21 protein-coding genes are annotated in these 25980 nt (G+C 73.2%); 10 read left to right on the top strand and 11 right to left on the bottom strand.

Annotated elements, in window-relative coordinates; translation table 11 throughout:
• The first annotated feature begins 3 nt into the window (after positions 1 to 3).
• Positions 4 to 1281 carry a sensor histidine kinase gene (locus ACJ9NR_RS34165; protein WP_412490803.1) on the top strand — a complete coding sequence of 426 codons (1278 nt, stop codon included), beginning with the start codon at positions 4 to 6 and terminating at the stop codon, positions 1279 to 1281.
• Positions 1278 to 1946 (top strand): response regulator, encoded by a 669-nt coding sequence (locus tag ACJ9NR_RS34170; RefSeq protein WP_412490802.1) that lies wholly within the window; start codon positions 1278 to 1280, stop codon positions 1944 to 1946. Before ACJ9NR_RS34165 ends, ACJ9NR_RS34170 begins: the two co-directional genes overlap by 4 nt.
• 201 nt (positions 1947 to 2147) lie before the next feature.
• Here the strand turns inward: ACJ9NR_RS34170 and ACJ9NR_RS34175 are convergent, their stop codons facing one another.
• A complete protein-coding gene (locus ACJ9NR_RS34175) occupies positions 2148 to 3902 on the bottom strand; it encodes a hypothetical protein (RefSeq protein WP_412490801.1) in 1755 nt (584 codons plus the stop codon).
• A gap of 193 nt (positions 3903 to 4095) precedes the next feature.
• On the opposite strand from ACJ9NR_RS34175, the gene ACJ9NR_RS34180 reads away from it, so the two are divergent.
• The 4 genes from ACJ9NR_RS34180 to gap all read left to right on the top strand — a co-directional run bounded on the left by ACJ9NR_RS34180 (position 4096) and on the right by gap (position 8316).
• Entirely contained in the window at positions 4096 to 4542 is a 447-nt protein-coding gene (locus ACJ9NR_RS34180; protein WP_412490800.1) for a MarR family winged helix-turn-helix transcriptional regulator, read from the top strand.
• Positions 4535 to 5956 carry an MFS transporter gene (locus tag ACJ9NR_RS34185; protein WP_412490799.1) on the top strand — a complete coding sequence of 474 codons (1422 nt, stop codon included), beginning with the start codon at positions 4535 to 4537 and terminating at the stop codon, positions 5954 to 5956. The genes ACJ9NR_RS34180 and ACJ9NR_RS34185 overlap by 8 nt, the downstream gene beginning before the upstream one ends.
• 276 nt (positions 5957 to 6232) lie before the next feature.
• A complete protein-coding gene (locus ACJ9NR_RS34190; protein WP_412490798.1) occupies positions 6233 to 7189 on the top strand; it encodes a GlxA family transcriptional regulator in 957 nt (318 codons plus the stop codon).
• Positions 7190 to 7317: 128 nt separating this feature from the next.
• Positions 7318 to 8316, top strand: coding sequence for a type I glyceraldehyde-3-phosphate dehydrogenase (gap, locus tag ACJ9NR_RS34195; RefSeq protein WP_412490797.1), 999 nt, complete (start codon positions 7318 to 7320; stop codon positions 8314 to 8316).
• Positions 8317 to 8342: 26 nt separating this feature from the next.
• Here gap and ACJ9NR_RS34200 read toward each other — a convergent pair whose 3' ends face one another.
• The 4 genes from ACJ9NR_RS34200 to ACJ9NR_RS34215 form a co-directional block, all read right to left on the bottom strand.
• Positions 8343 to 9167 carry an SAM-dependent methyltransferase gene (locus ACJ9NR_RS34200; protein WP_412490796.1) on the bottom strand — a complete coding sequence of 275 codons (825 nt, stop codon included), beginning with the start codon at positions 9165 to 9167 and terminating at the stop codon, positions 8343 to 8345.
• Positions 9168 to 9663: 496 nt separating this feature from the next.
• Positions 9664 to 11391, bottom strand: a complete 1728-nt coding sequence (locus tag ACJ9NR_RS34205; protein WP_412490795.1) for a DEAD/DEAH box helicase — start codon at positions 11389 to 11391, stop codon at positions 9664 to 9666.
• 87 nt (positions 11392 to 11478) lie between these two features.
• Complete coding sequence (locus ACJ9NR_RS34210) at positions 11479 to 11682, bottom strand: cold-shock protein (protein ID WP_190139285.1); 204 nt, start codon at positions 11680 to 11682, stop codon at positions 11479 to 11481.
• Between the two features lie 212 nt (positions 11683 to 11894).
• Positions 11895 to 13085 carry an alpha/beta hydrolase family protein gene (locus tag ACJ9NR_RS34215; RefSeq protein ID WP_412512774.1) on the bottom strand — a complete coding sequence of 397 codons (1191 nt, stop codon included), beginning with the start codon at positions 13083 to 13085 and terminating at the stop codon, positions 11895 to 11897.
• 492 nt (positions 13086 to 13577) lie between these two features.
• Here ACJ9NR_RS34215 and ACJ9NR_RS34220 point away from each other — a divergent pair, with 492 nt between their 5' ends.
• Positions 13578 to 14219 (top strand): methyltransferase family protein, encoded by a 642-nt coding sequence (locus ACJ9NR_RS34220; RefSeq protein ID WP_412490793.1) that lies wholly within the window; start codon positions 13578 to 13580, stop codon positions 14217 to 14219.
• Between the two features lie 78 nt (positions 14220 to 14297).
• Here ACJ9NR_RS34220 and ACJ9NR_RS34225 read toward each other — a convergent pair whose 3' ends face one another.
• The 3 genes from ACJ9NR_RS34225 to ACJ9NR_RS34235 all read right to left on the bottom strand — a co-directional run bounded on the left by ACJ9NR_RS34225 (position 14298) and on the right by ACJ9NR_RS34235 (position 17976).
• Entirely contained in the window at positions 14298 to 15437 is a 1140-nt protein-coding gene (locus tag ACJ9NR_RS34225; protein WP_412490792.1) for a ferritin-like domain-containing protein, read from the bottom strand.
• Positions 15438 to 15648: 211 nt separating this feature from the next.
• Complete coding sequence (locus ACJ9NR_RS34230; protein WP_412490791.1) at positions 15649 to 16644, bottom strand: esterase/lipase family protein; 996 nt, start codon at positions 16642 to 16644, stop codon at positions 15649 to 15651.
• Between the two features lie 420 nt (positions 16645 to 17064).
• Positions 17065 to 17976, bottom strand: coding sequence for an SDR family oxidoreductase (locus ACJ9NR_RS34235; protein WP_412490790.1), 912 nt, complete (start codon positions 17974 to 17976; stop codon positions 17065 to 17067).
• A gap of 86 nt (positions 17977 to 18062) precedes the next feature.
• Between ACJ9NR_RS34235 and ACJ9NR_RS34240 the strand changes: the two genes are divergently transcribed.
• On the top strand, positions 18063 to 18638 hold the full coding sequence (locus ACJ9NR_RS34240; protein WP_412490789.1) for a TetR/AcrR family transcriptional regulator: 576 nt from the start codon (positions 18063 to 18065) through the stop codon (positions 18636 to 18638).
• A gap of 304 nt (positions 18639 to 18942) precedes the next feature.
• On the opposite strand, the gene helR is transcribed toward ACJ9NR_RS34240, so the two are convergent.
• Together helR and ACJ9NR_RS34250 are read right to left on the bottom strand one after the other, a co-directional pair.
• Positions 18943 to 21120 carry an RNA polymerase recycling motor ATPase HelR gene (helR, locus tag ACJ9NR_RS34245; protein WP_412490788.1) on the bottom strand — a complete coding sequence of 726 codons (2178 nt, stop codon included), beginning with the start codon at positions 21118 to 21120 and terminating at the stop codon, positions 18943 to 18945.
• Between the two features lie 278 nt (positions 21121 to 21398).
• Complete coding sequence (locus tag ACJ9NR_RS34250) at positions 21399 to 21989, bottom strand: TetR/AcrR family transcriptional regulator (RefSeq protein WP_412490787.1); 591 nt, start codon at positions 21987 to 21989, stop codon at positions 21399 to 21401.
• 139 nt (positions 21990 to 22128) lie between these two features.
• On the opposite strand from ACJ9NR_RS34250, the gene ACJ9NR_RS34255 reads away from it, so the two are divergent.
• Positions 22129 to 23148 (top strand): aldo/keto reductase, encoded by a 1020-nt coding sequence (locus ACJ9NR_RS34255; RefSeq protein ID WP_412490786.1) that lies wholly within the window; start codon positions 22129 to 22131, stop codon positions 23146 to 23148.
• Between the two features lie 79 nt (positions 23149 to 23227).
• Entirely contained in the window at positions 23228 to 24109 is an 882-nt protein-coding gene (locus ACJ9NR_RS34260; protein ID WP_412490785.1) for an LLM class flavin-dependent oxidoreductase, read from the top strand.
• Positions 24110 to 24678: 569 nt separating this feature from the next.
• Here the strand turns inward: ACJ9NR_RS34260 and ACJ9NR_RS34265 are convergent.
• Positions 24679 to 25890 carry an ANTAR domain-containing protein gene (locus ACJ9NR_RS34265; RefSeq protein ID WP_412490784.1) on the bottom strand — a complete coding sequence of 404 codons (1212 nt, stop codon included), beginning with the start codon at positions 25888 to 25890 and terminating at the stop codon, positions 24679 to 24681.
• Positions 25891 to 25980 lie beyond the last annotated feature (90 nt).

Consider the following 25980-nt stretch of genomic DNA (forward strand, 5'->3'; position numbering starts at 1 on the left):
ACCGTGACCACCGATGACCTCAGCGGGATGGGACCGCTGGTCGCCCTGCTCGCCCGGGGCGGCCGGCGGCTGCGGCAGGCCGACCGGGCCCGGCCCTGGGTGCTGGACAGCGCCGTCGTGGCCGTGGTCTTCCTGATGTTCTGCCTGCCGGACCTGCTGCACGACGGGGCAGGCGGCGGTGACGGGCCGCGCCGGTTCCGGCTCGCCTTCACCCAGCTGCCCGTGACGGGCATGCTGGCCCTGCAGGCCGGTCTGGTCCTGCCCCTGCTGTGGCGCCGCCGCAGGCCGCTCGCGGCGTTCGCCGTCATCGCCGCGGTGTTCGTCCTGCAGTGGACGCTCGGCGCCGCGCTGCGCGCGGACGTCGCCCTCTTCGTAGCCCTGTACAGCCTGACCCTGCACGGGCGGCTGCGGCAGCTGCCGTGGGCCTGCGCCACCACGGCGGGCGCCATGGTGCTGGTCGCCGTGCGGGCGTCCCCCACCGTGTCCGTGTGGGACGCGCTGTTCTTCCTGCTGAGCACCACGACCGCGGCCCTCGCGCTCGGCCTGATGGTCCGGGTCCGCCGGGCCCAGCTCGCCGGGCTGCGCGACCGTGCCGCCCGGCTGGAGATCGAACGCGACCAGCGCAGCAGGCTGGCCACGGCCACCGAACGCACCCGTGTCGCCCGCGAGATGCACGACATCGTCGGCCACAACCTCTCCGTCATCATCACGCTCGCCGACGCCGGTGCCTACGCGACCGACCTCGCGCCCGAACGCGGCAAGGAAGCCCTCCGGCTCATCGGCGACACCGGCCGGCAGGCCCTCGGAGAGCTGCGGCGCGTGCTCGGTGTGCTGCGCGAGCCGGCGGACGCCGCCCCGGGCGGGCCCGAACTGAGCCCGCAACCCGGCCTCGCGGACGTCGACGCGCTGTGCGCCACCGTCCGCGCCGCCGGACGGGAGGTCGTCTACCGGACCTCCGGCGACGTGGAGGCACTGGACAGCGGGGTGCAGCTGACGGCGTACCGCATCGTCCAGGAGGCCCTCACCAACACCCTCAAGCACGCCGGCACGGAGGCCCGCGTGCATCTGGCGATCGTCGAGACGGACACCCGGCTGACCATCCGGGTGCGGGACACCGGCCCGGCCGCACGGCCCGGGTCGCACGAGGAAGGACACGGCCTGGTGGGCATGCGGGAGAGGGCGGCCCTCTACGGCGGGACCGTCAGCGCGGGACCTGCGGGCGGCGGAGGATGGGGCGTCGAGGCCGTCCTCGACCTGACCCCGCAAGGCGGTGGCCGGTGACCACCGTGCTCGTCGTCGACGACCAGCCGCTGCAGCGCTACGGCTTCCGCATGCTGCTGGAGTCCGTGCCCGAGACCGACGTCGTCGGTGAGGCCGCCCACGGCGCCGAGGCCGTCCGTAAGGCCGCCGAACTGCGCCCCGACGTCGTCCTGATGGACGTCCGCATGCCCGGTATGGACGGTATCGAGGCCACCCGCCGCATCGTGGCCGCGGGCGAGCGGTCACGCGTCCTGGTGCTGACCACCTTCGACCTCGACGAGTACGTCCACGCGGCCCTCCGCGCGGGCGCCAGCGGCTTCCTGCTCAAGGACGCCCGGCCCGAGGAACTCCTCGCCGGCATCCGGGCCGTCGCCGGCGGCGACGCGGTCATCGCACCGGCCCTCACCCGCCGCCTGCTGGACGAGTTCGCACGCTACGTCCCCGCTCACCGGGCGGACTCCGGCCAGGACCCGCGACTCGGCTCCCTGACCGACCGTGAGCGGGAGATCCTCGTCGCCGTCGGCAGGGGCTGGACCAACGGCGAGATCGCCACCCGCTTCGTCCTGTCCGAGTCCACCGTCAAGACCCACGTCGGCCGCGTCCTGGCCAAGATCGGTGCCCGCGACCGCATCCAGGCAGTGATCTTCGCCTACGACCACGGGCTCGCCCGGCCCAACCCGGACTGAGCCGCGGGCGGCCGCCGGGTGAGCCCTCCCCGTGCCCGGCCCGCCCGGCCCGCGCGGCCTGCCCAGGAGCGGCACGGGGAGCCGACCGGTGGCACCTCTGTCCGCCGCGGCCGTTACCCGTCGAGGCCGTTACCTGCCGACGGGCCTCCACCCGCCGACGGGCCGCTACCCGCCGGCGGGCAGGGGTCCGCCGACGGGCCGTTACCCGCCGGCGGCCCCCTGCCCGCCGGTCTCGATGCGCGCGTTGCTGATCGTCATCGGCTTTCCGGTGACCGCGATGAGGTACATGCGCTGGTGGCCGTGGGGCAGTGCGTGGTGGCCGCCGGCCGGACGCACGACGTACACCGCGCTGCTGTGCGGGGCGAGTGTGGCGGGCCCGCTGGTGATCGTCCACCAGTTGGAGGCGCCCTGCCCGGTCCGGCTGGCGAAGTGCGGGGTGAGGGCGGTGCCGCTGGTGTTCACGGCCCGTACCGTCACGGCGGTCACCACCGGGTGCGCCCGGCCGCTGATGCGGGGGAGCACCTCCATGCGCAGTGGCGGCGGGCTGGCGGCGGCGACGGTGGCGCACAGCAGCGCGGGGGCGACGAGAGCCGCGGCGACGGCGGCCTTCGCGCGGCGGCCGGTGACGCGGGGGATCCGGGGCTGCCAGGCGTGGGCCAGCGAGGAGGCCGGTACGGTCGCCGCGGCCGCCAGCCACAGCGGGGTCATCATCAGGAAGTAGCCGTCCTGGGAGCGGGTGGCCAGGTAGAAGCACAGCCACGGCAGGACGGTGACGGCCGTGCCCAGCCGCCGGGCGAACAGCACCGTCGCGGCGAGCAGACCGGCCAGGAGCAGCACGCTGGAGTAGGAGTAGTAGTCCAGGCGGCTGCTGCCGGCGGTGAAGTAGTAGGAGATGCCCATCAGGCCCTGACCGTGCAGGATCGCCTTCTGGGTGATCGGCAGCAGCAGTCCGTGCAGCCAGGCGGAGAAGCCCTGGGCGGCGAAGTAGGCGTTGACACCCGCCCACGTGAGGGCGGCGACGCCGGCGAAACGGGCCACCAGGGCCGTCGCGGACCGGGCCCCGAGTTCGGGGCGCCGGACCGCGTACAGGCCGATGAGCAGGAACGGGGTGAGGAACCAGGCGAGTTGCTGAGCGGCGCAGGCGGCACCCAGGCACACCGCCCGCGCCGCTCCGCTCCTGCCCAGCCGCCCGCCCGCGCCGGTGTCCGGCCAGCGGACCACCACCGGGACGAGGAGCGCCAGCGCGACGACGGCCGGGTAGCCGGAGCGGGCGTAGCCCGGCAGGATGCCGAAACCGAGGCACACGGCGGTGGCCGCCGACCGCCAGGGGGCGGGCAGCAGCAGCCACAGGGTGACCGCGCCGGCGATCAGCGCGCCCGTGGTGACCAGGGTGGCGGCCGCCGCGGAGTGCAGCACGGCGTGGACCGGTGCGGCGAGCAGGGCGGTCAGCGGCGGATAGCCGTAAGTCAGGTCCGCTCCACCGGACATGGTCTTGGTCAGGCCGGACCTCGGGGTGCCGAACAGCCAGGGCCAGGGCTGACCGTAGATCGGGTGGCCGTGCCAGATCTCGTTCGCGGCCTGCGCGGTCAGCACGCCCTCGTCGGTGCCGCCGTGCGTCAGCCAGTACCCGCAGAGCACCAGGGCGACGGCGAGGAACAGGACGGCGGCGTCCACCCGGACCAGTGCCCGCCGGCCCCGCACGGCCAGGGCCAGCACCCCGCACACGAGGATCCCGGCGTAGCAGGCGCTGATGACCGCGGCGACGGGCGGACGGTCCAGCATCGCGTGCGTCCAGGCGGAGCGGGTGCCGATGAACAGGCTGATCGTCGCGATCAGTGTCATGCCCCGGTGCCACTGCCGGGGAGCGTCGTCGGGGGGAGCGGCCCGGGGCCGGCCGGCGGCGGACGAGGGTGCGTCGCGCCGCCGTTGCCCCGCGCCGACGGTATGGGTGCTCATGTCCGCCCTCTCCATAACTCGCCACTACAGCACGTAGAGAGAAGGCGAGGCATGTCCGGTTCATCCAGAAGAGGTGAGAGGTGCACAAGAAAGTGGTCCCGCGTTCACCGGCGCCGTTCCGGCCCGGTGATCACGCAGGCAGACTGCGCAGGTAAACTGGACAGCCTGGGCTGAAAGTTTTATGGTGCACGTCATGAGCGCACACGCCGGGCCACCGCCTTCCGCCGTCCGCGCCGCACAGGACGTGCGGTCCGTCGTCGGACGCCTGCGGCGCCGTATCCGCGCCGCCGCGGACACCGGGGACATCAGCCTCCCCCAGGCGTCGGTGCTGGCCCGCCTCACGGACACCGAGGGACTCACGGTCAGCGACCTCGCCGCCGTCGAGGGCATGCGCCACCAGTCGATGGCGAGCACGGTCGCCGCGCTGGACGGGCTGGGCCTGGTCGAGCGCCACCGGGACCCCGCTGACGGCCGACGCATGCTCATCGCCCTCACCGCCGAGGGCCACCGGCGGGCCGAAGAGGCCAGACAGGCCCGCGGCGAATGGCTCGCCGACCAGCTGCAGCGCAAGTGCACCGAGGAAGAGCGGCAGACCGTGATCGCGGCCATGGCCGTACTGGAGCGACTCGTCCATGACTGACCGGACCGCCGCCGCGCGCGGCGACACCGGGACGGCCGGCTTCGACCGCCGGCTCATCCCCCCGATGATGCTGGGCTCGGTCCTCAACCCGGTCAACTCGACCGTCATCGCGGTCGCCCTCGTCCCCATCGGCACCGCGTTCGGGGCACCTCCCGCGCAGACCGCCTGGCTGGTCTCCGCCCTGTACCTGGCCACCGCCCTCGGGCAGCCGATCGTCGGCCGCCTGATCGACATCTTCGGCCCGCGCCGCCTCTTCCTCCTCAGCACCGGCCTCGTCGGCGTGGCCGGCGTCGTCGGCACCCTCGCCCCCGGCCTCGGCGTCCTGATCGCGGCCCGGGTCCTGCTCGGCTTCGGCACCTGCGCCGGCTACCCCGCCGCCATGGCCCTGCTGCGCAGCGAGGCGCAGCGGACGGGGCGCGACAGCCCCGCAGGCGTGCTGACCGCACTCGCGGTCGCCAACCAGACCATCGCCGTGGTCGGCCCCCTGCTCGGCGGCCTGCTGATCGGCCTGGGCGGATGGCGCTCCACCTTCGCCCTCAACATCCCGCTCGCCGCGGTCGCGGTCACCCTCGGAGCGCTGCGCCTGCCCGGGCAGCCGGGCACCGGCGCGGCGGTCCGCGGCCGCCTGGCCGCGCAGATCGACCTGCCGGGCATGGCCCTGTTCGCGGCCATGCTGTTCTCGCTCCTGCTGTTCCTGATGAACCTGCGCGCCGGCAGCTGGTACCTGCCCGTGATCACCCTCGCCGCCGGAACCGGCTTCGCCGTCAGGGAGCTGCGCGCCCAAACACCCTTCATCGACCTGCGCGTACTGGCCGGCAACCCGCCCCTGCTGGCCACCTACGGGCGCGCCCTGGTGGCCTACGTCGTCTCCTACGCCTTCCTCTACGGATTCACCCAGTGGACGGAGGAGGGCTACGGACTCACGCCCTTCCACGCCGGGCTCGTACAGATACCGATGTTCCTGGTGGGCATCGCCGTCTCGGTCACCGTCGGCCGCACCAGCGGAGTCCTCGGCAAGCTGCTGCTCGGCGGAGCCGGCCAGATCGCCGCCTGCGCGCTGATGCTGACCCTCACCGAGGACAGCGCCGTGTGGGCGCTGCTGGTCCTGGCAGTGATCTTCGGCGTGCCCCAGGGGGCCAACGGCCTGGCGCTGCAGAACTCCGTGTACTTCCAGTCCGATCCCCAGCGCACCGCGTCCTCCGCCGGCCTGCTGCGGACCTTCGCCTACCTGGGCTCGATGGTCGCCTCCTCCGCCACCGCCGCGTCGTTCGGGCAGCGCGCGGGCACCTCCGGCATGCACCACCTCGCCTGGGTGATGCTCGGCGCCGGAGTCCTCTACCTGCTCATCACCGTCTTCGACCGAAGCCTGCGGCGCCTGCCGACCGGCGCGGCCGGACGCACCCGAGGGACGTAGGCGCTCCGCCCGGGCCGCACCCGCGCCCCTGCCGCACCCGTCCCCGGGTGAAGGGCCACGTCCCGCGTCGTCCTCTCACGGCGGCATCGTCCCGGCCACCGTCCGGGCCATCCCGACGGCCGTGCACCGTCCGGCGCGGGAGTCCGCCCGGCCGCCGCTGCCGGGCGATGCGAGCGCGGGACGCCTTCGAACGGCCGGGCCGCGAGGCGCGGCACCGGACGACCGGCGCGGCACCGGACGACCGGCGGCGCCCCGCACGCCTCGTACCCTGTCCTCGTGCCGTCCTCCCGCCTGCAACGCGTCGCCGTCCTGGTGCTCGAGGGCGCGAAGCCGCTCGACGTCGGGATCCCCGCGCAGGTGTTCACGACCCGCCGGAGCATGCCGTACGAGGTGCGGGTGTGCGGCGCGGCGCCCGGCCTGGTGACCGGCGGTGACGGCCTGGCGTACCACGTCGCCGACGGCCTCGACGCGCTCACCTGGGCGGACATCGTGTTCGTGCCCGGCTACCGGTTCCCGGACCGCGAGGACCCGCCGCGGGCCGTCGTCGATGCGCTGATCGCCGCGCACGAACGGGGCGCGCGGCTCGCCGCGATCTCCACGGGCGCTTTCGCCCTCGCCGCGACGGGCCTGCTCGACGGCAGGCGCGCCACGACGCACTGGCACTACACCCGCGCCCTCGCCCGCAGGCACCCGCGCGTCCAGGTCGACGAGAACGTCCTCTTCGTCGACGAGGGCAGCGTACTGACGTCGGCCGGCGCCGCCTCGGGCATCGACCTGTGCCTGCACATCCTGCGCGCCGACCTCGGGGTGGCCGCCTCCAACCACGCGGCCCGGCGCCTGGTCGCGGCCCCCTACCGCAGCGGCGGCCAGGCGCAGTACGTGCCGCGCAGCGTGCCCGAGCCGCTCGGCGAGCGCTTCGCCGCCACCCGCGAATGGGCCCTGCACCGGCTCGACGAACCGCTCAGCCTGGAAACCCTCGCCCAGCACGCGGCCGTCTCACCGCGCACCTTCTCGCGGCGCTTCGTCGAGGACACCGGATACACGCCGATGCAGTGGGTCATGCGCGCGCGCATCGACAGGGCACGCGAACTGCTGGAGCGCTCCGGGCGCAGCGTCGAGAGAATCGCGAACGACGTCGGGCTCGGCACCGGAGCCAACCTGCGCATGCACTTCCAGCGGATCCTCGGGACGACGCCCAGCGAGTACCGGCGCACCTTCACCCGGGGCGAGTGACCCGCCGCCCGGGCCGGCCGCCCGTGGCGCGATCCTTGCGAACCATGGCGCCCACGCCACGGCCGCGGCCGCCTCCCGCGCGTGAGGCTTGAGGGGTACCGAACGGACAGGGACACCAAGGGACACCCATGACTCGCATCGCCATCAACGGATTCGGCCGCATCGGCCGCAATGTGCTGCGCGCCCTGCTCGAGCGCGACAGCGACCTCGAGGTCGTGGCCGTCAACGACCTGACCGAGCCCGCCACCCTCGCCCGCCTCCTGGCCTACGACTCCACCGCGGGCCGCCTCGGCCGTCCGGTGAGCGTCGACGGCGACACCCTCGTGGTCGACGGCCGCCGCATCAAGGTGCTCGCCGAGCGCGACCCGGCACAGCTGCCCTGGGCCGAACTCGGCGTCGACATCGCTCTGGAGTCCACCGGCCGATTCACCTCGGCCAAGGCCGCGCGCGCCCACCTCGACGCGGGCGCACGCAAGGTCCTCGTCAGCGCGCCGTCCGACGGCGCCGACGTCACGCTCGCCTACGGCGTCAACACGGACGACTACGACGCCGAGCTGCACACGGTCGTCTCCAACGCCTCGTGCACGACCAACGCGCTCGCCCCGCTCGCCGCCGTCCTGGACGAACTCGCGGGCATCGAGCACGGGTTCATGACCACCGTGCACGCCTACACGCAGGAGCAGAACCTCCAGGACGGCCCGCACCGCGACGCCCGCCGCGCCCGCGCCGCCGGCGTGAACATCGTGCCGACCACGACCGGCGCCGCCAAGGCGATCGGTCTGGTCCTGCCCGGCCTGGCCGGGAAGCTGTCCGGTGACTCGATCCGCGTACCGGTCCCGGTGGGCTCGATCGTCGAACTCAACACGACCGTCGCCCGCGACGTGACCCGCGACGAGGTCCTGGCGGCCTACCGTACCGCGGCGGAGGGCCCGCTGGCCGGGGTCCTCGAGTACTCCGAGGACCCCCTGGTCTCCTCCGACATCACCGGCAACCCGGCCTCGTCCGTCTTCGACTCGGCGCTCACCCGTGTCGACGGCCGGCACATCAAGGTGGTCGCCTGGTACGACAACGAGTGGGGCTTCTCCAACCGGGTCATCGACACGCTGGAACTGCTCGCCGCGCGCTGATCCGGGCACCGCCGCCCGGCAGGACGTCAGGGCTTGCGGGCCACCCCGCAGAACTGCGTCACGTCGACGATCTCGCCGATCTCCGGCTGGTCCGCACGCCAACGGGAACAGGAGACCACACCGGGCTCGAGCAGCTCCAACCCCTCGAAGAAGCGCAGCAGTTGCTCGCGGCTGCGCAGCTTCATCGGGGCCGAGCCCTGCTCGTTCCAGCTGGCGACCGCCGCCGTCATGGCCTCGGTGTGCACTTCCGCGGTGGGGTGGGCGAGGGCCAGGTAACTGCCGGACGGCAGGGCGGCGACCAGCCGGTCCACGATCTCGTACGACTCCTCGTCGTCGTTCACGAACTGCATGATGCCCAGCAGCATGAGCGCGATCGGCTGCTCGAAGTCCAGGGTGCGGGCGGCGCCTTCGAGGATCGTGCCGGGGTCGTGGACGTCTCCGTCGAGGTAGTCCGTGACGCCCTCGGGGCTGCTGGTGAGCAGGGCCTGGGCGTGGACGAGGACCAGCGGGTCGTTGTCCACGTAGACGATCCGCGCGTCGGGGGCGAGCCGCTGGGCGACCTCGTGCGTGTTGTTCGCGGTGGGCAGGCCGGTGCCCAGGTCGAGGAACTGGCGTATGCCGGCGTCGCCGACCAGATGACGCACCGCCCGCCCGAGGAAGGCCCGGTCGGCCCGGGCGGCGTCGACGATCTCCGGGAAGTACTGCAGGACCTGATCGCCCATGGCGCGGTCGGGGCCGTAGTTGTCCTTGCCGCCCAGCCAGTAGTTCCACACCCGCGCCGAATGCGGGGTGTTGAGATCGAGCCGCGCCAGCACGGCCTCGCGATCGTCGTCGGCCGGTTGCTCGGGCATGGCACGCTCCTCGTTCCGACCGGCAGCCCCCTCGACCACCGGTCCTCCGCGCTTGTGGCACACGACAACGTAGCGGGCGGCCGTCGGTTCGGGCCAGCAATTCGCTGATCTTGGCGGGCGTTCGAGCGGGTCCCGGGACACCGGCCGGGCACCGGCGTCCGCCACCACCGCGCCGGCCGGGCGGGGCGCCGCCTCTGCCGCGGTGACGGTGCGGCCCGGCGCCAGACGACGCGTAACCGGGGCCTGTTGCGAAAGCGGCGTCGTTGCCCGAAGGGCGGCCGTAGGGCGTGCCGGCTGTCGCACGGGCGGGCGCCTCTTCCGCGCCAGACCCTAGTGCCGCAACAGGCAACGATCGCCCCGTCGCGACGCCCGGCACGCACTCTCGCCGCACCGGCCGAAACCCCGAGTACGTCCAGTACGAGGGCTTCCGGCCGGCACACCGAGAGCACGCACCGGACGCCGCTCCTCGACGGGCAAACGTTGCCTGCCGCGGCACTTAGGTGGCAGAGGTACGGCGGCCGCCGCCCCGGCGGTCGGAGCCGCGGCCGCCCGCCTTGCCGGCGGCGCTCGCGCTTCCGCCGGCCGACGGCCGTCGGCCGGATCCGCGGACCGCTTTGCCGGAGGCGCCGCCGGCCGCCGTGCCCGCCGCGGACTGACGGTCGGGGCCGCGGCCGCCCGCCGCGGCGGTGTTGCCCTTGGCCCCGCCGGAGTTCGCCCGGCGGGCAGAGCCGCGCTTGCCGGGCGCCGAGGTGTCGCCGGCGACCTTCGCCCCGGGTGCGGCGCGCCGGCCCGATACCCGGCCCTCCGTACCGGCGGCGGCACCGGTCGCGGTCCCGTTGCCGTTTCGGCGGCGCCCGGACCGCCTGCCTGCCGCGCTGCCCGTCCTGCGCTCCGGGCGGCTCGCCTTCGGCGGCGTCGCGGGCGGCGGGACCTCGATGGCGACCGCCACCCCGGAGGGCTCGCGGGCGCCGGTGATGGCGGCAAGTTCCGCGTCGCCCGACGTGACGCGCGCGGTGTGGGGGCGGACGTTCGCGTCCGATATGAGCCGGGTGACGTCCCGTCTCTGGTCGGGCAGGACGAGGGTGACCACGCTGCCGGAGCCGCCCGCCCGGGCCGTGCGGCCACCCCGGTGGAGGTAGTCCTTGTGGTCGGTGGGGGGATCGACGTTCACGACGAGGTCCAGGTCGTCGATGTGGATGCCCCGGGCCGCGACGTTCGTCGCCACCAGCGCGGTGACCTGGCCGTTCTTGAACTGTTCCAGGGTGCGGCTGCGCTGCGGCTGGGAGCGGCCGCCGTGCAGTGCCGCGGCGCGGACACCGACGGCCAGCAGCCGCTTGGCGAGCCGGTCGGCGGACCTCTTGGTGTCGAGGAAGAGGATGACCCGGCCGTCGCGGGCCGCGATGCGCGTGGTGACCGCCTTCTTGTCGGTCTCGTCCTGGACGTGGAGCACGTGGTGCTCCATGGTGGTCACCGCCCCCGCGGACGGGTCCACGGAGTGCACCACGGGGTCGGTCAGGAACTCCTTCACCAGGCGGTCGATGTTGCGGTCCAGGGTGGCCGAGAAGAGCATGCGCTGCCCGTCGGGCCGTACCTGCCGCATCAGCTTCGTGATCTGCGGCAGGAAGCCGATGTCGGTCATCTGGTCGGCCTCGTCCAGCACCGTGATGCCCACCTGGTCGAGCACGCAGTCCCCGCGTTCCACGAGGTCGTTGAGCCGGCCGGGACTCGCCACGACCACCTCCGCGCCGCGCTGAAGCGCACCGGCCTGCTTGGTGACGGAGAGCCCGCCGACCACGGTGGCCAGCCGCAGGTCCACGGCCGCCGCGTAGGGCGTCAGCGCGTCCGTCACCTGCTGGGCCAGCTCCCGGGTGGGCACCAGCACCAGCGCGAGAGGCGCTTTGGGCCGCGCACGCAGCCCCGCCGTGCGGGCAAGCAGAGCCAGCCCGAAGGCGAGGGTCTTGCCGGACCCCGTGCGTCCCCGGCCCAGCAGGTCACGACCGGCCAGCGCATTGGGCAGGGTGGCGGCCTGGATGGGGAAGGGGGTGGTCACGCCCTGCGCGGCGAGGGTCTTCAGCAGCCCCGCGGGCATCCCCATACCGGCGAAGTCCTCCACCGGGGCGAGCGCGGGGGTCGTGTTCTCGGGCAGCCGGAATTCCCGCGGCGGCGACGCGGACGGCGGGGAGGACGAGGCGCGCCGGTTCGGCTTCTGGGATCTGCGGGACATTCGGTGGTCTGCCTTCCTGGGAACAGCACAAACCGGGGTCCGCACCACGAAGGTGCGGACCCCGGTGAGCGGATACGCGTCCTGCGATCAGGCGGGGACGATGTTCTCCGCCTGCGGGCCCTTCTGGCCCTGCGTGACGTCGAACGAGACCCGCTGGCCGTCGTGGAGCTCACGGAAGCCCTGGGCCGCGATGTTCGAGTAGTGGGCGAAGACGTCGGGGCCGCCGCCGTCCTGCTCGATGAAGCCGAAACCCTTTTCGGCGTTGAACCACTTGACGGTTCCCTGTGCCATGACTTTCTCCTTCTGTAGGCAGAGGGCCCATCCGGAGATGCCGGAAACAAATAGTGCGCCTGAAGGATAAACATTCCCGTCAGGCGCACATAGGTTCATGGGTACCACAACTGCAACTCCTGAACCCTAACACACCCCCGTGGCCGGTGGCCGAACAGCGAGGCGTTCGGGAGCGGGCGCGCCCGAGGTTTCACAGGGGCGCGCCCCGGGGTTCAGAAGAAGCGCGCCTCCGGGTGACGACGGGATGGCCCCTCCAGCAGCCCGTGGTCGTCCCGGCCGCGCAGCCAGCGGTCGAAGAAGGCGGCGACGTAGGCGCGTTCGGCGTCGATCGCGTGCCTCGGTGCGATCGTCCCGATGTTGTTCACGACGGTGCTGCGGGGCAGGCGCAGCCGGCGGGCGATCTGCGGGACGAGGGCCACGGCGTCGGTGTACGTGGCGTGTTCGGCGCCGCGCAGGCTCAGGCCCCGGTGCCAGCCGTGGCTGTGCTGCCAGACGGCCTGCCAGGACGGCACCGTGCGCAGGTCGTTGCCGTCCTTGCCGATCAGCAGGAAGGGGCGGTCGACGCCGTCGGCTGCCACGGTGGAGAGGTTGCCCGGAGTGCGGTCCTCCTGCTGGTGGGCGAGCAGGCCGTCCAGGTCGGCCGCGGCGGCGATGCGCGGGTCGTCGTGCATCGTCTGCATGGCGGTGAAGCCGCCCGCCGACTGGCCGAACATGCCGAGGCGGTCGAAGTCCGGCGTGTCGCACAGGGCCCGGGGGAGCGCGCGGGGCAGCCGATCGAGGACGAAGCGTGTGTCGGCCACCCGGACGGTGATCGCCTTGCGCAGCAGCGCCGTGATGCGCCCGGGGTCCGGGTACGCCCTGTCGTACTCGGCGGGCAGGACGGAACTCTCGACGCGGCCGCCGGGGAACTCCACGGCCGAGGCGTCGTAGGTGTGGTCCACGGCCACCACCACATAGCCGCGCGAAGCGAGGTCGTCGCAGAGCGTCGTGCCCAGGGTGCGGGGGTCGCCGGCACCCGGCGAGTAGAGGAGGACCGGGAACGGGCCGCTGCGCCGCTCCGCCGGGGCGCCTTCGCGAGCATGGGTGCGGGTGGCCGCCCAGTCGACCCGGTCGGCGGGCACCCCGGAGAGGCTGTTCAGCGCGGTGAACCCGGCGGCCGCTCCGGGGAGCATCTGCGGCGCGCGCCGGTACCCGGCGGCCGTCCGGGCCGGGTAGCGGACATCGACCATGAGCTCCCGGTACGGCCGCGACGTGACCCAGGGATCGGGGCGGGAACCGTCCACGAGGCGCAGCGAGACCGTCCCCACCGGGTACGGCCCGCTCAGTCCGGGCAACGTCAGCCGAACCGGCCCGTGCTCACGCGACGCGGATGACCCGGCAGGCGCTGATGACCTGGAAGGCACCGAAGGCAGCGGAGGCCCCGAAGAGGGGGAAGACGCCGAGGACGCGGGTGCGGCGTACGCGGCGCGTGCCGAGAAGACGGGCACGGCGAGGGTGGCGGCGGCCGACATCAGGACGGCACGGCGGGTCTGCATGACTGGTCCCCTTGGTCGATACGAGTGCAGCTGTCCATTCGGTGTGCAGCTGCCAGTACGTGTTCGGTGGTCACGGGTCACGGGTCACGGGTCACGTCGGTCTGTCGCTCGCGTCGTGCCGCCGACCGCGTGGTGCAGCCGATTCGCCGATTCGCCGATCGCGCCGCTTCGCCGGGCACGTCGCTTCTTTCGGGCACGTCGTGTGGTGCGATCACGTACAGGGTCCCGGCTCGGCCGGATGGCCACCATCCGGCGGGCCCGCCGCTGCGTTTGGGGGTTTTCCTCCATCCCTGGGTGGAGAGGTGTCCATCGACCTGTGGGTGGTGGTGATCGGCCCACCGCTCGGAGCACCCTTGGGACATGGGTTCTCTGCACTCTGCACTCGTCGTTCTGATCGGCGTCTGCTTCGTGGTCTTCGTCGTGGCCTGGCTCGTGGGCGCCGTCTATTTCGGCGTGAAGAGCCAGGACGGCCCGCGCGGCTGGATGCGCGGGCTGCGTCGCACGCTGCCTCGCCGGATCCTGCTGATCGCAGGCGTCTGGATCTTTGCCACGCTGATCAGACACTCGCAGGGCTTCTGGCGCCACCTGCAGTACTGGCAGCCCGAACTCGCGCTCACCGGCGCCCTGTTGGCGACAGCCTCCACCGCACTGCTGCTGTGGGCGCGCTGGGTGCTGGGCACGATGTGGGCCAGCGTCCCCATGGTCCAGGAGCACCACGAACTGCGTACCGACGGCCCCTACCGTCTGGTCCGCCACCCCATATACACCGGTCTCCTCGGTCTCGTCGTCGGCGCCATGCTGGCCTGCGGGTTCGGCGTGTGGACGGCGTGCGTGGCGGTCGCCGTGCCGTGGCTGCTGCGCCGCGTGCGCACCGAGGACGGGCTGATGGCCGATCAGTTCGGCGCCTCCTACGACGCCTACCGCGCCCGCGTCCCCGCGCTGCTGCCACGGCTGCGCCCCGCCCCGGTCGGCCCACGCCGTGTCGGCGGCGAGCAGCACTGACCGGGCCGGGGCGAGCGGAGCGACCAGGACCGGGCCGGGCGGCGCCGGCCGGCCCGGATCGGTCAGAAGGTCAGAAGGTCAGAAGGGACGGAACTGGGGGCCGTAGTTGCCCGGTGCGTCGGGGATCGAGCGCTCCATCAGCTCCACGGCGGGGTGTTCCAGGTTGCGCATCGTGTGGATGGCGGTGTGCAGGGTGCGGTGGCCGCCGCCGGCCCAGGCCGTCTCCAGGTGCTGCAGGACGGCGTGATAGGTCGCGTCGAAGCTGTCCAGGAGACGGCGTACGTCGCCGGGCGGGTCGGGCCAGCCGCCGGCCGGGACCGGGGCCATGGGGCGGGCGTCGGGGAAGGGCACCGGCGAGCCGGAGAATTCCCAGTCGCCGTCGCTCTCGCGCAGCCGCCGGCCGTGGTAGATCTCGCCGAAGGCGTAGTAGTGCGCGGGGTAGTCGTCGTCGAAGGCCGTGGCCGCGGAGCTGGTGGTGCCCTCGCCCTGCTCCTTGATGATCTCGATTGCGGTCATGACGTCGTCCGGGGTCCTCACCGGCTCCAGCACGTCGGAGCCGATGCGGGCGGACAGCTGACCCCGCACCCGCAGGTCCGGTGCCACATTGCGGAAGGCCCGCAGGATGTCGCCGTAGAAGGTGCCGACGCTGGGTTCGGCCTCGAGGCCGCGGGCGAGCGGTCGGTCGGGGGCTTCGACGGCCATCATGACGTCGTGCACCAGGGACCTGGTCAGGCCGGACAGATAGACGGTGACCCCGGGGCGCACCCCACCGGGCAGGGGGCCCGGGTAGACGGACGCCGCCTCCTTGATCCGCGGCCGTCCGCCCACGGACACCAGGAGATTGCAGACCACGCCGAGATGGAACATCTCGTCGCCGACGATGCGCCGGATCAGCCGCGCGGCCTCGCTGCCGCGGTCCCTGATGGACCACCAACCGCACAAGTAAGGGGGAATGGTGGCGAGTTCGAGTGCCACTGCCACCTGGAGGGCGTCACGGAGCCAGCTCATTCCGCGGCCGTCCTCGGGCACGGCCAGCAGACGCGCCACGGAGTGGTGGCCCGCCGCGGCGGGCGGTGCGCTCGCCGGCCGTGCGGCGGCCTGCGCCGCACCGGTGGCCGCGACCGGAGCGCCGGCCGCCAGGGCGGCGGTCGCCAGGAAACTCCTGCGCTTGAAGGGGGCGACTGCCGGGCTGTCCGAATCTTCTGTCGTACCAGTCAATTTCGCCTCAGCTCATAGCAACGGCCCCGTCTCCGCGCGAGATGGACGGGACCCTCCGACAGCTCTGGAAGCTAGCAGCCGGCACCGCGGTTCCCGGGGCGCACGGGTCCGGGCGACGTGTCCACCACCCTGTCAGTCCAACGGGGCCGGTGCCCGGGCCGGGGGTGCGCCTCCGGAGCACCGGACGAGGTCTCCGGAGGCGCCGCCGGGCCTACAGCGGAACCGGCATGAGGGCGCAGCGCACCGGTTCGGCGTGGGCGGGGTCGAGGGCGTTGAGCACCAGTCGGTTGATGTTCGGGTCGTAGACGCCGCCCACATGACCGGTGAGGTCCAGCGGGCACCTGTCCTGCAGCAGGATGTTGTGCACGGTCGCACCGGGTCCGGCCTTCAGGAACTGGTGGGTGTACGGGGTCACCACCAGGTCGGTACGGCTGACGAGGGTGGTGTAGGTGACGCCGGGCTCGGTGTCCCCCTCGGCGTAGAGGCGCTGGAGCACCGGGGAGCCGGTCGTCTGGTCCCTGGCCGCGGGGCTGTCCAGGCCGAGCGGCTTGCCGGCCCGCCCCGCCACGTCCAGCACCGCCTCGAGGAGGTGCGCCAGGCCGGCCGCGTCGGTGCCGTGGTTGCTGGGGTTGATGCCCACGAGCTGGTGCACCTTCGCGGCGCCGCCGTCGAAGCGCAGATACCACTCGGGCATCACTCCGCCGCCCTGGGAGTGGCCCACGAGGTCGACCTTCGACGCGCCCGTGGCGGCCAGCACCCTGTCGACGTAGGAGGCCAGCTGCCGGGCCGAGTCGGGCACGTGCGCGGTCGCCTTCATCAGGGCGTGGGGCTTGCTCTCGCCGTAGTTGAGGGCGAAGACGCAGTAACCGGCGTTCTTCAGCACCGGCGCGAGCCCGCTCCAGCTGTCGTAGGCGTTGGCGAAGGTGCCGTGGAGAAGCACCACCGGGCGGGGGTGGGCCGCCGAGGGCTTGCAGCCGAAGTCGTCGGCCCCGGCCGGGGAACGGTCGGGGTCCGGCAGTGAGGCGAGCGCGGCCAGGCCGGTGCTGACCGCTCCCAGGTATCCGAAGTGGTTGGCGGACACGGTGGTCGGGGCCGGGACGGCGACCGGCCGCGGTCTGAGCGGGGCGGCCGAAGCGGCGGGGGCGGCGGCGGTCAGGCAGACCGCCGCCGCCAGGGCGGTTCCTGCGGCCTTGAGGATGCGGCGCATCAAGGTGCGCACCTCCTGGTGACGGGCGTCGGTGGGGGCTCGGAGCGGCCCCAGCTTCGACATCCCGTCCCGCCCCGCCCGGACGCGGCGCGCCACGCACGCCCGAATGGCGCACGCTGATCAGCCGCGCGGGCGGACGGCCGTCGGTCGGTGCCGGTGCGCGACAGGGCTGTGGACCGGAAGGGCTGAGCGCCGCATCAACGCTCACCACGGGGCCCGTGCTCGGCGCGCCGCGGCCGGCAGGCGGACCGACACCGGCCGTCGGCTGTGCCGGCAGCCGGCAGCCGCCCGTCGGCCGAACGGCTTTCCGCCGGTGGCCGGGCCGGCCACCGGCCGCGGCCGGGTCCGTGCTCGCCCTCGGCCGGGCTGAACGCCGGCCGGCGGGGGAGCGGGCATCGGCCTCGGTCTCGCACGTGGTGGTCAGGAGGTGTGGAAGTAGTGGCCCTTGTCGAGGTCCTCCAGGAGGCCGGGCTGGGCCGGCTGCCAGTTCAGCAGGTCGCGGGTGAGGGTGCTCGACGCCGGGATGTCGGTGCCGAGGAAGCCGCTCAGCCAGGTGAAGTGCCCGGGGGCGGCCTCGGGCGCCACGGAGGTCACCGGCACATCGAGGTGCCGGCCGATCACCTCGGCCACGTCGCGGATCGCGACGCCCTCCTCCGCGGCACCGTGCAGCACCGACCCGGCGGGTGCCTTCTCCGCCGCCAGCCGGAAAAGGCGTGCGGCGTCGAGGCGGTGGACGGCCGGCCAGCGGTTGGTGCCGTCGCCGATGTAGCCGGAGACGCCCTTGTCCCGGGCGATGGCGACCAGGAAGGCCATGAACCCGTTGTCCCCCTCGCCGTGGCAGGTGGGGGAGAGCCGTACCACCGAGGAGCGCACGCCGTGCTCGGCGAGCGCGAGCACCGCCAGGGACGTGGCCGCCCGGACGGACATCGCCGAGCCGTCGATCCCGGGCATGTCGCGCTCGTTCGCCACCTGCCCCGGCTTGAGGCCGGCGAGACCCGAGGCCAGGACGAACGGGCGGTCGGTGCCGGCCAGCGGCTCGGCGAGGGCGTCGACGGCACGGCGGTCGGCCTCGGCGGCGCCCTGGAAGTCGCCGGAGAAGGCGATGTCGTGCTTGAAGGCCAGGTGGACCACACCGTCCGCCTCGGCGGCCGCGCGGGCCAGCACATCGAGGTCGTCGACGCTGCCGCGCACCACGTCCGCCCCGGCGGCGGTGAGGGCGGCGGCGGAGGAGTCGGAGCGGGCGAGGCCGGTGACCTGGTGGCCCGCGCCCAGGAGTTCGGGAACGAGCGCGGAGCCGATCCAGCCGGACGCGCCGGTCACGAAGAAACGCATGGGAAAGCCCCAAACTGTCGATGTCAGTGACTGTCATCAACGCTAGCACCTGATGTCAGTCACTGCCATCACGTAGGATCTGGCCCATGGTGAGATGGGAGCCGAACGCACGCGAACGCCTGGCCGCGGCGGCCTTGGAGCTCTACAGCGAGCGCGGCTACGAACGCACCACCGTGGCGGAGATCGCCAAGCAGGCAGGGCTGACCGAGCGGACCTTCTTCCGGCACTACGCCGACAAGCGCGAGGTGCTCTTCGACGGCTCGGGCGCGTTGCAGGAGCTGTTCGTCCAGGGCGTCGCCGGGGCCCCGCAGTCCGCGGCGCCGATCGACATGGTGGCGGCCGGGCTGGAGGCGGTCTCCGCGATGTTCGTCGACCGACGCCCCTTCGCGCGCAAGCGCCAGGCCGTGATCGCGACCAACGCGGAACTGCGGGAACGTGAACTGATCAAGCTCGCCTCGCTGTCCGCGGCGCTCGCCGACGCGCTGCGCCGCCGTGGCATCGCGGATCCGGCCGCGAGCCTGACCGCGGAGGCGGGCATCGCCGTCTTCAAGGTCGGCTTCGAGCGCTGGCTCGAGGAAGGCCAGGACCGCGCGATGGGGGAGCTGATGCGGGAGTCCCTGGCGCAGCTCAAAGCCGTGACCGCGGGGAGCCGGGTGAGCTAGGGAGCTAGGGAGCTGGGGGGACCGGGGGAGCCGCGTGGGTCGGCCCGGTCCGCGTCGGCCGGTCCGTCGGAGGCCGTCCCCGGCCGTTCCTGGCCGTTCCCCGCCGTCCCCGCCGTCCCCGACTGTCCCCGCCGTCCCCGCCGTCCCCGACTGTCCCCGGCCGTCCCCGCCGTCCCCGACTGTCCCCGGCCGTCCCCGCCGTCCCCGACTGTCCCCGGCCGTCCCCGCCGTCCCCGACTGTCCCCGGCCGTTCCCGGCCGTTCCCGGCCGTTCCCGGCCGTCCCCGTGCTCCACTCGGCCCGCGTCAGGGACTGGTGAGGATGACCAGCCGCTGGGTCGCACGGGTCATCGCCACATAGCGGTCGACCGCCCCTTCGACGCCCTCGCCGAAGGTCTGCGGATCGACGAGCACGACCAGGTCGAACTCGAGACCCTTCGACAGCTCCGGCGGCAGTGAGCGCACGCGTGGCGTCGCCCGGAACGCGGGAGCGCCGATGACGCAGGCGATCCCCTCGTCGTGGGCGGCGAGCCAGGTGTCGAGGACCGCGTCCAGCTCGGCGACGGGTCCGTGGACGACCGGGACGCCGCCGCTGCGGACGGAGGTCGGCACGTTGGCGTCCGGGAGCACGCTCCGGATGACCGGTTCGGCCTCCGCCATCACCTCCTCGGGCGTGCGGTAGTTGATGCTCAGCGAGGCCACCTCGATCCGGTCGAGTCCGATCCGTGCGAGCCGTTCCCGCCACGACTCGGTGAAGCCGTGCCTGGCCTGGGCGCGGTCCCCGACGATGGTGAAGCTCCGGGACGGACACCGCGACAGCAGCATCTGCCACTCCGCGTCGGTCAGTTCCTGGGCCTCGTCCACGACGACGTGCGCGAAGGGGCCGGCGAGCGGGTCTGATTCGCCGGCGGGCAGCTCTGACTCGTCGACCAGGCTGACCCGGGCGTCCTGGCCGCGCAGCATCATCACCAGGCCCTCGCCGTCGTCGGTGTCCGCACCGGAGACGGACGCCGCGTCGATCAGGTTGTCGACGACCTGTGTCATCCGCTCCCGCTGTGCGGCGAGAGCGGCCGCGCGCCGCCGCTGCCGCCGGGCCGCCCCCGGGTCGCCGAGCCGCTGCCGGGCCGCGTCCAGGAGCGGCAGGTCGGACACGGTCCAGGCGTGGGCGTCCGCGCGCCGCAGCCTCTCGGCCTCGTCGCGGCCGAGCCAGGGCGCGCACATGCGCAGATAGGCGGGCACGGACCACAGGTCGCCCACGAGGTCGGCCGCGTCGAGCAGCGGCCAGGCGCCGTTGAGGGCGCTCACCAGCTCCTTGTGCTGCCGCAGCGCCCTGAGGAACTGCTCGGGCGGGACATCGTCGCCGGCGTACCTGTCCATCAGGAGCGAAGCGAGCCTCTCCCAGATCTGCTCGCGCGCCTCGTTGTGCGCGGTGCCGGGCTCCGGGGCGTCGAACGCCTCGGCCCAGTCCTCGGCGGTCAGCGGGAGCTCGGTCCAGCCGACCGTGACCGTCATCCCCTCGGCGGGCGGCTCCTCGTAGAACCGGACGGCCTTCTCGATCGCCCTGACCATGTCCGCGGACGACTTCAGGGCGGCCACGTCCGGGTCGGCCTCGGCCGCCGCCGACGCTCCCTCGGCGACGAGGTCGCGCACCGTGCAGGTCCGCACGCCCTCCTCGCCGAGGCTGGGCAGCACGTCGGAGACGTAGGCCAGGTAGGGCTGGTGCGGGCCGACGAACAGCACGCCGCCCCGGCGGTGGCCGAGCCGCGGGTCGGAGTACAGCAGGTGGGCGGTGCGGTGCAGGGCGACGACGGTCTTGCCCGTACCGGGGCCGCCGTCGACGACCAGGGCGCCGCGGGACCCGGCCCGGATGATGGCGTCCTGGTCGGCCTGGATGGTGGCCAGCACGTCGCGCATCCGGTCCGACCGGCTGCCGCCCAGGCCGGCGATGAAGGCGGACTGGTCGTCGAGCGCGGCGTGCCCCTCGAGCCCGTCGGCGGTGAACACCTCGTCCCAGTAGTCGCTGATCCGGCCGCCGGTCCAGCGGTACCTGCGGCGGCTCGCCAGGCCCATCGGGTCGGCGTGCGTCGCCGCGAAGAACGGCTCGGCCGCGGGGGAGCGCCAGTCGACCAGCAGCCTGCGCCCCTCGGCGTCGGTGAGGCCCAGGCGCCCGATGTACAGCGGCTCGGGGTCGTCCGCGGCGACGATGTGCCCGAGGCACAGGTCCAGGCCGAAGCGGCGCAGGGTCCGCAGCCGGCTGTTCAGCCGGTGCACCTCGGCATCCCGGTCCATCGCGTGCCGGCCCGGGCCGCCCGGCGCCCTGAGCTCGGCGGCGAGCCGGTCGGACAGTTCGGCGATCGTCTGCTCCAGGCACCGGGCGATGGCCGCGAAGTGCCGCTCGTCGCGGGCTATCAGCGCCGGGTCGGCCTTGGCGGAGAGACGATCGGGAAGATCGAAGGCGTCGGCCGTCAGGGAGTCGGAGTCCATGTCATCGCCTCCGGTCGCCGACCGCCGCCATCGCTACGAGGACAAGTCGCACCGCATAGGCCGACATATGCACACACACCTCGGGAATCCCCCATTTCCGCAGATCCTGGCTTCGGCCTGCGATTCTGCGGCATACCCCCGGTCTTGCCGCAAGCCCCCCGGTGCGCTATAAGTTGAGAGTGGCAAGGAGTGGATGACCTCCTTGCCTTTCGTGTTTTCCGCTCTGTGCGTCTCCTCCGCTGTGTTTCCCGCCCTCTGGTCTCCTGGTCTCTCGTCTCTCACCGAGGCCGGCGCAGCCCCGTGATGAGCAGATCGACCAGCCGGCGGGCGTCGTAGCGGGGATCGCTGTCCGCGCCGGCACAGAGGTTGCCCACGCCGCGCATCAGCTCGTAGGCCTCCATGCCGGAACGGATCTCGCCCGACTCCGCCGCCGCGTCCAGGAGCCGGGTGCACACGGGTACGAGCCGGTCGAGGAAGTAGGCGTGCAGCGTGTCGAATCCGGTGCTGTGGGAGTGGAGCACCGCGGCGAGGCCGTGCTTGGTGACGAGGAAGTCCACGAACAGGCTGATCCAGTCCCGCAGGGCGGCGTAGGGGGTCGGGCTGCTCTCCAGCAGGGCCGGTCCGGCCTCGGCGCAGGCCTCGACCTGGTGCCGGTAGACGGCGACGATCAGGTCCGCCCGCGTCGGGAAGTGGCGGTAGATCGTGCCGACGCCGACTCCGGCCTTGGCCGCGATGTCGCGCACCGGTGCCTCCACGCCCGAGGCAACGAAGACCTCGGCCGCCGCGCTGAGCAGTGTCTCCTTGTTGCGCCGGGCGTCCGCCCGCTCGGACCGGGCCGCCTGCCCCTTGCTCTCGCCGTTGTCGTTCACCCTGTCGCTCCCGCGCTGTCCGCCTTGCCAAAACGGAACCGAGTTCCGTATCGTTCGTTCCGGAACGAGGTTCCGCTTGCTCATGATGTCAGAGCCGGAGCCCGGCCACCAAGCCATGTCTAGACGAAGGAAGACGGTCATGCGATACCGCACCTTGGGCCGCACCGGTGTGCAGGTCAGCTCCCTGGCGCTCGGCGCCATGAACTTCGGCCGGATCGGGCGAACCACCCAGGACGAGGCCACCGCCGTCGTCGACGCCGCCCTCGAAGCCGGCATCAACGTCATCGACACCGCCGACATGTACGGCGACGGCGAGTCGGAGGAGATGGTCGGCAAGGCCATCGCCGGCCGCCGCGACGACATCGTGCTCGCCACGAAGGCGGGCATGCCGATGGGCGACGAGCGCAACCACCAGGGCAGTTCACGCCGTTGGCTGGTCACCGAACTGGACAACAGTCTGCGCCGGCTCGGCGTCGACCACGTCGATCTCTACCAGATCCACCGATGGGACCCCAGGACCGGAGACGAGGAGACGCTGTCGGCCCTGACCGATCTGCAGCGGGCGGGAAAGATCCGTTACTTCGGTTCCTCGACCTTCCCGGCCTACCGGATCGTGCAGGCCCAGTGGGCCGCCCGCGAACACCACCTGAGCCGTTACGTCACCGAGCAGCCCAGCTACTCGATCCTGCAGCGCGGGGTCGAGTCCCACGTCCTGCCCGTGGCCGAGGAGTACGGGCTCGGCGTGCTGGTGTGGAGCCCGCTGGCCTCGGGCTGGCTGTCGGGCGCGATCCGCGAGGGCCGGGAGATCACCGGCAACCGCGCGGCCCTCATGCCGCAGCGCTTCGACACCTCCGTCCCGGCCAACCGGGCCAGGCTCGACGCCGTCGAGCGGCTGGCCGCCGTCGCCGACGAGGCCGGCCTGACGCTGATCCAGCTCGCGCTCGGCTTCGTCACCGCGCATCCCGCCGTCACCAGCGCACTCATCGGCCCCCGCACCCTGGACCACCTGCGCTCCCACCTCGCGGCCGCGGACACCGTGCTCTCCGCCGACGTACTCGACGCCGTCGACGCGATCGTCGCTCCCGGCACCGACCTCGCCGCGCACGAGAAGTTCGACACCCCGCCCGCGCTGCTCGACCCGTCACTCCGGCGCCGCTGACCGGTCACAGGGAGAGCGGCGAACGCCACTGCCGAGAAGGCACGTCGGCGTCGCGCCTGCCGAAAGGACGAAGATCTCCATGCAGTTCACGGCCCGACCTCGTTTCGGCATCATGACCGCTCCCCAACAGGTCGACTACGCCGACCTCCTGCGGGTCTGGCGCGAGGCGGACACCATCCCCCGGATCGAGCACGCGTGGCTGTTCGATCACCTCATGCCGATCGGCGGTGACCCCGGCGGGCCGGCGTACGAGGGCTGGACGCTGCTCTCGGCCCTGGCCGCCCGGACCCGGCGGCTGCGGCTCGGTGTGATGGTGACCAGCAACCGGTTCCGGCCGCCCGCGATGCTCGCCAAGATCGCCACCACGGTCGACGTCGTCTCCGGCGGGCGGCTGGACTTCGGCATCGGTGTGGGCTCCCGTCCCGGCCATCCGCAGGCCCGGCGCGAGTACGCCGCCCATGGCCTGCCCTTCCAGGACACGGCCCACGCCGTGGGGAGCCTCGCCGAGGCCTGCACGGTGATACGGCGGTTGTGGACCGAACCGGAGCCGTTCGACTTCCACGGCGAGTACGTCCAGCTCACCGGAGCCTTCGGCAACCCCAAGCCGGCCCAGCGCCCCCACCCGCCGATCCTGATCGGCGGACGCTCGTCCGCGACCCTGCGTGTGGTCGCCGAGCACGCCGACCTGTGGAACATCCCGGGTGGCGACATCGACGACGCCGTCCGCCGCAGCGCGCTCCTCGACCGCTACTGCGCCGAGATCGGGCGCGATCCCGCCGCTGTCACCCGTTCCATCCACCTCGCCGTCGACTACGAGCGGCCGGGAGCCACCCGTGACGCGATCGCCGAAGCCGTCGACGCCGGCTTCCGGCACATCGTCCTCGGTCTGCCCTCGCCGTACCCGGCCGGGGTCGCACACTGGGTGGCCGACGAGCTCATCGGCGACCCGGGGCCCCGATGAGGCGGACGCGGCGATGCCGGCGCCGACAGCCTCCCGGCCCGGAGGACGATGACGTCGTAGGAGCCCTGCCCGCGCTCGCCACGACCGTCGGGCGGGCGGTGACGCGGGAACTCCGATCGGGAGGCGGGTGCTTCGATCGGGGCGTGAGTGCTCTGATGGGGACAGGGGACAGGGGACAGGGGACAGGAAACAGCGGACAGCGGACAGCGGACAGGGGACAGCGGACAGGGGACAGGGGAGTTTCGACCGGGGCCCGGCGGCAGCGGGCCGTGTCGCAGGGCGGGGGCCGAGGCGGGGGCGAAGGCAGGGACCCCGGGCGGGAGCGAAGGCGGGGACCCGGGCGAGCCGAAGGCAGGGCCGCGGGGTGGGCGGCCGCCTGCGGCGGGTGACGCCTTCGGGCCGCCGAATGGTTCGCACGGGACCATCCGGCGGGAAGGCGGCTCTCCGGGGCAGGTGGCCCCGGAGAACCAGAGGGGCTGTGCTCCCAACCCCTCGACGCCTCGGGTAGCCCCTTCGCGGGTGAGTCACACACCCGATCGCGGGGTCGGTTCCGACTGGTCCCGGAGGCGTCAGCCGCGGTGCGGGGCGTGGGAGTGCACGTGCTCCAGGGCCTCGAGGACGACGGCGCGCCGGTACCAGGAGTGCCAGGCGACCAGGTCGTCCGCGAGGGTGGCCAGAGCCGTGTGCTGCGCGGTCGTCATCCAGCGTCCGGGCCACATCCGGTGGACACAGATCACGCCGGCGCACTCGCCGGTCTCGGTCAGGGCGGGCACCGCGTACAGCGCACGGCTGCCGGCGGCGAGCGCGGTCGCCCCTTCCTCGGCACCGGCGAGCTCGGGGTCGGCGGCGATGTCCGCGACGAAGACCGGCCTGCCCAGCTCCCGGGCCCGTGCGGACACGGCCGGCGGGCCGCTGACCAGCGCGAGGCGGTCGCGGTGGGCGCTGTCCAGCCCGGTCTGCGCCTCCAGTACCAGGGAGTTCTCCAGTGCACGGTCGCTCAGGTGCACCTCCGCGCCGTCCGCGTCCGCGAGCGTCACGGCCTCGTAGACGAGGGTGCGCAGGACGTGCTTGCGGTCGCCGGCCTGGAAGCCCCGGCCGCCGAGCAGTTCCAGCGGGGGTGGCGGAGTACGCAGACGGCCGGGGAACCACGCGGGCGAGGACTCGTTCGGCGGCGGAGCGGTCACCAGGGCCGAGGCCAGGACCCGCATCGGCACGTTGTGCCGCTGGGACGCCTGCTTCAGCAGGTCGAAGGCCGCGACCGAGTCGGCCAGGGCGTAGCGCTCGAGCAGGACGCCCTGCGCCATGCCGATCAGCGGGCCGGTGCGGATCTTGGCCTTCAGGCCGAACAGCTCGGCCTGAAGGCTGTCACGCCCGATCGGCGCCACCGCCCGGCGGGGCGGGGAGCCGACCGCGGACAGCACCGCACCGAGGGAGGGGTACACCCGCAGCCCCGCGGGCGGCGGGGAGAACAGTGCCCGTACCGGCGCAGTGGCGATCACCAGGAGGGGATCCTCCGCCAAGTGACGCGTGTGGCTGTCGAGGCGCCGGGCGGCTGCCGCGCTGACGCTCCGGACGCCGGTCAGATCCAGTACGAGGCGCTGCCCCGCACGGGACGCCTTGTCGACGTGGCGGGGCAGCTCCCGTCCCAGTGCGGTGGCGCCGTCGGCGTCGAGGACGCCCGTGAGGCAGAGGATCTCCACCCGGCCGGCCGTCGGCTGCACGCCGAGGGTGGCGCCGCACGCCGTGTCACCGTGCGGTGGCGCCGCTTGCTCCTGTGTCATGCGGTGGGTCCTTCCGCCGTACTGCTCCCCTTTCCATTCGTCTGTTCCAGATTCGCCCGATCACGCGTGTGGTGACAACCGGTGACTCCC

Origin of the sequence: Streptomyces sediminimaris (assembly GCF_047049295.1) — a bacterium.
GTDB lineage: Bacteria > Actinomycetota > Actinomycetes > Streptomycetales > Streptomycetaceae > Streptomyces > Streptomyces sediminimaris.